The following is a 4,315-nucleotide window of genomic DNA, read 5'->3' on the forward strand; positions in this document are numbered from 1 at the left end:
TGATAATAATATAAGCGTTTCTAAAAATTCTTTTTACAGATTTCTTGATGTTTTGGTAAATAATGAAAAAGAAATTTTTTCCAATTTAAATAACATTATTACAGAGGAAACAGGTAGAGATGTTGAATTAGTTTTTTATGATTCATCAACTGTTTATTTTGAAAGTTTTCAAAGAACTGGTTTAAGAATTCCTGGATATTCAAAAGACGGAAAATTCAAAGAAGATCAAGTTGTTATTGGAATGGCTACTGATAGAAATGGAATTCCTATTTTTATAAAGGTTTTTAAAGGAAATACAGCAGATTCAAGTACAATGATTCCTTTTATTGAAGAAATGGAAAGAACTTACAACCTTAAAAAAGTAACTATTATTGCTGATAAGGGGATGTCAATAAACAGAAATATCCGTTATTTAGAGCAAAAAAATATCGATTTTATAATTTCCTATAGATTAAAATCTTCAAGCAAAGAATTTAAAGAATTTGCTTTAGACAAAGAAGGATTTGTGGATATAAATAAAGGATTAAAATATAAAGAATATCACTATAATTCCCATTGAAACGGCAAAAGAGTGAATGAAAAAATCAGAAGAAGAATAGTTGCTTTTAGTACATCAAAAGCAAAAAAAGATTATGAAGAAAGAAAAATATTAATCAAGAATTTCCAAAAGAAACAAAATAAAATCGGAAGAGTTAATGCAGAAGAAATTATTGGAATTAAAAAATATAAATTCTTTAAAAGAGTGGGTTCAATGGAATTTGAACTCGATTATGAAAAAATCATAGAAGATGAGAAATTTGATGGACTTTATGTTTATGAAACCTCAAGACTTGATTTAAGTCCATTAGAAATTATTGAAATATATCATAAACAATGACAAATTGAAGAAAACTTCAGAACATTAAAAGATACATTAAAAGTTAGACCAATTTATGTATGAAAAGATTCTCATATTTTAGGACATTTTATACTTAATTTTTTAGCACTAGTTGTTTTAAAATACTCTATTTTCTTAATAAATAAATTTTATAAAGATAATGGAATTGTAGATAAAATTACAAATGATAAATTTATTGCAGCATTTAATTCTCAAACAAGTGTTGTAACTGAATTTAAAGGCGAAATAATTAAAGTAGAAACTTTAAATTACAAAATTGATGAAAATAACGAAAATTTTAAATATTGATCTGATATAAAAAGAGTTTTATCAAAAATGGTATAAAGAAAAATGAAAAACAATAAAATCAACCAAAAAAATGGTTGATTTTCTGCTTTTTAGTGTTGACTGGGAAACTCGGGAAATGATTATCGAATTATTCAAAAGTCTTTTATAAACATTTTGTTTTATAGTTTAAATAAAATCAAGCAAAAACTTGTAAAAAAGCAAGTTTTTGTTTTTTTATAATAAAAAGCTAAAAACAAGCAATTTCCCTGTATTTTTGGCAAAATCAGGAGTTTAGATACAGAAAAAGATCTGCTTTATACATAAATAAACATTATTTTTTAATATAATTATAATATTAAATAAATTAGGCTATTAAATAAAACAAGAAAGGAAAAAATGGCAAAAAAAGAATTTGAAAAAACAATAACAAAACAAGAGTTAGCAAATAGAATTTGACAATCTGCAAATGGTTTAAGAGGTAATTTAGAAGCATATGAATATAAAGACTTTATATTATCTTTTATATTCTATAGTTTCTTATCTCAAAAACAAATTGATTTAATGCAAGAAAAGTTTGAATTTTCAATCGAAGAAATTCAAGAAATGGTTTCTAACTATACTGAGATTTATACAGATAATGAAGATAAAATCACAGAAATTAAAGAAAAAATCAATTTAATAAAAGAAGATTTAGGATATTTCATTTTTTACAACGATTTATATCAAGTATGAACAACAAACAAATATGGAAAACAATCAGATTTTAGTATTTCCAAACTTTCAGAAGCAATCCAAAGATTTAACAAAAATATTATAGATGATCAAAAATACAAAAACTTATTTGAAGATATTATTATGATTTCTGTTGAACAGTTGAATAAACTTGGTTCCAATGTTCAAGAACAAACAGAAACAGCTAAAAAAATAATGGAACAAATTAAAGATATTCCTGTAACTAATCAGAACTATGATGTTTTAGGATATGTTTATGAATTTTTAATTGGACAATTTGCTTCTACAGCGGGTAAAAAAGGTGGTGAATTTTATACACCACATGAAGTTTCTGTTCTAATGTCTGAAATCATTGCTTGAAACTTTAGAGATAGAGATAAAATAAAGGTATATGACCCTACTTCAGGATCGGGTTCTTTACTTTTAAATATTGGATCAACCTTTAAGAAATATGACAAAAACAAAGATTCTGTAACTTATTATGCTCAAGAAAAAGTTAGAACTACTTTTAACTTAACTAGAATGAATTTAATTATGAAAAACATTAATTCAGCCGATATTAATGTTAGATGTGGTGATACTCTTAATGAAGATTGACCGGTTAGTGAAAATAACGGTGATATTATTTCTGTAGATGCAGTCGTTTCTAATCCGCCTTATTCTTTAAAATGAAATCCAGAAGGAAGACAAACAGATCCGCGTTATGCAGATTATGGAGTTGCTCCAAAATCAAAAGCAGATTATGCATTCCTTTTACATGAACTATATCACTTAGATACAAATGGAATGATGGCGATTGTTCTACCACATGGTGTTCTTTTTAGAGGTTCCAGTGAAAAAGAAATTCGTACAAAACTCATTAAAAATCAAAAAATTGAAACAATTATTGGTTTACCTGCAAATATTTTCTTTGGAACAAGTATTTCTACTATCGTAATGATTCTTAAGAAAAATAAAGCAGATAGTAACATCCAATTCATCGATGCTTCTAAACTCTTTGTCAAAGATGGAAAAAATAACAAACTAGAAAGATCTCATATTAAAAGAATTATTGATGTTTATAAATCAAAAGCAGAAATTTCTAAGTTTTCTAGAAATGTTACTTTAAAAGAAATTGAAGAAAATGACTTCAATTTAAATATTTCTAGATACATTGATAACTTTGAAAAAGAAGAAACACACGATTTATATGCATCAATGTATGGTGGAGTACCTAAAGTGGAGCTTGATGAATTAAAAGCATATTGAAATACTTTTAACTCCCTTTTTGACACAATCACAACCAAAGTTAATGATTCTTACTTTAAACTCATTGATAAGGGCTTAATTCAAGATAAAGTAAAAGAAAATAGTGATGTTAAAGCATATTCAAATCACTATTTACAAATCATTAGTGATTTTAGTGAAGAAATTTCTAATTTAACTTCTTCATTAGACAATATTTTTAAACTTGATGATAAGTATTTAGATAATATTATTGATAAATATATCTTTGAAGATTTAGAAGACGTACCGTTATTAGATAAATATGAATTATTCCAAATAATGCTTGATTATGCTCATAAACATATTCAACCAACAATTTCTGTTATTCAAAAATTTGAAGGAGAAGAATTTAGCACAATCCTTGAACAAACAACAACAATTAGCAAAACCAAAGATGGTAAAGTTAATAAAATCGAAAGTGAATTATTTGATATTGATACCATTGGTAAATTTAAACTTACCTCTTTAATTAATTCAATTAATGAAAAACAAGAGCAAATTACAGATTTAGATTCCCAAATGAATTCCATTGTTGAAAGCATTAATGACGAAGACAAAGATGAAGAATTATTTAAAGATGGAGTAATAAAAGCTGCAGAAGTTAAAAAATACATTAAAAAAATTGATTCTAATGAACAATGAGAAGAAGAATCTTTAGAATGCAAATTATTAGAATTTGATAATTTAAATAACCAAAAATCTGACTTAAACAAAGACTTAAAAAATTTAAAAACAGAATTAAACCAAAATATTGAAATATACTTATCAAACATCACTGAAGAAGAATTCTTTAATTTATTACACAAAGAATGAATTAGTAATTTTGAATCTATTATTTTTGAAAAACAAGATGCTATTATTAACTATTTAATTTCCAAATTAGAATATTTATATGATAAATACTTTGATACTTTAAGTGACATCAATAATCAAATTAAAGAACAAGAATCTAATCTAATTAATCTGCTTTCTGAATTAAAAGGCGAACCTTCAGATATGGAAGCAATTGAAGAGTTAATAAAAATTTTAGGAAATAAATAAAATGATTTCAAAAGACAAGTTAGTTCCTTCTTTAAGATTCAAAGAATTTACTCACGCTTGAGAACAGGACATTATTCAAAATTTATTAAAATTTGAAAGACCTGACAAGTA

At 24.8% G+C, this 4,315-nt stretch carries 2 protein-coding genes; both read left to right on the forward strand.

The genetic code is table 4. The features are described from left to right. The coding region (locus ACXX88_RS04010; RefSeq protein WP_458559660.1) for an IS1634 family transposase at positions 1-1,222 on the forward strand (1,222 nt) is incomplete at its 5' end. 339 nt (positions 1,223-1,561) lie between these two features. Continuing rightward, complete coding sequence (locus ACXX88_RS04015; RefSeq protein WP_458559661.1) at positions 1,562-4,204, forward strand: type I restriction-modification system subunit M; 2,643 nt, start codon at positions 1,562-1,564, stop codon at positions 4,202-4,204. The last annotated feature ends 111 nt before the right edge of the window (positions 4,205-4,315 follow it).

The sequence above is a fragment of the Mycoplasma sp. 5370 genome (assembly GCF_054343435.1).